The sequence below is a fragment of the Bacillus cereus group sp. N24 genome (assembly GCF_016483345.1).
In the GTDB taxonomy this organism is placed as follows: domain Bacteria; phylum Bacillota; class Bacilli; order Bacillales; family Bacillaceae_G; genus Bacillus_A; species Bacillus_A toyonensis.
The window spans coordinates 1-384 of the sequence record NZ_JAEHCA010000106.1 but is presented as its reverse complement, the minus strand read 5'-3'; the positions used below and the strand labels follow the sequence as shown (position 1 = coordinate 384).

The following is a 384-nucleotide window of genomic DNA, read 5'->3' as shown; positions in this document are numbered from 1 at the left end:
TACTTCCGCAAGACATGTTATGAGATATTTTATTAAAAGTGCGGGTGAAGGGAGTCGAACCCCCACGCCAAAGGCGCCAGATCCTAAGTCTGGTGCGTCTGCCAATTCCGCCACACCCGCATATTAATATATTTAAGAAAAAATGGGGCGACTGATGGGAATCGAACCCACGAATGCCGGAGCCACAATCCGGTGCGTTAACCACTTCGCCACAACCGCCATAGTTACTGGTGCCGACTAGAGGACTTGAACCCCCAACCTACTGATTACAAGTCAGTTGCTCTACCAATTGAGCTAAGTCGGCTAAATGGTGGAGGATGACGGGATCGAACCGCCGACCCCCTGCTTGTAAGGCAGGTGCTCTCCCAGCTGAGCTAATCCTCC

4 tRNA genes are annotated in these 384 nt (G+C 51.6%); all 4 read right to left on the bottom strand.

Features of this window, described 5'->3' with window-relative positions:
• Window positions 1-39: 39 nt before the first annotated feature.
• Window positions 40-120 (bottom strand) — tRNA-Leu (locus JDS95_RS30575).
• Between the two features lie 23 nt (window positions 121-143).
• Window positions 144-219, bottom strand: a tRNA-His gene (locus tag JDS95_RS30570).
• Window positions 220-228: 9 nt separating this feature from the next.
• Window positions 229-304 (bottom strand) — tRNA-Thr (locus JDS95_RS30565).
• Window positions 305-308: 4 nt separating this feature from the next.
• A tRNA-Val gene (locus JDS95_RS30560) sits at window positions 309-384 on the bottom strand.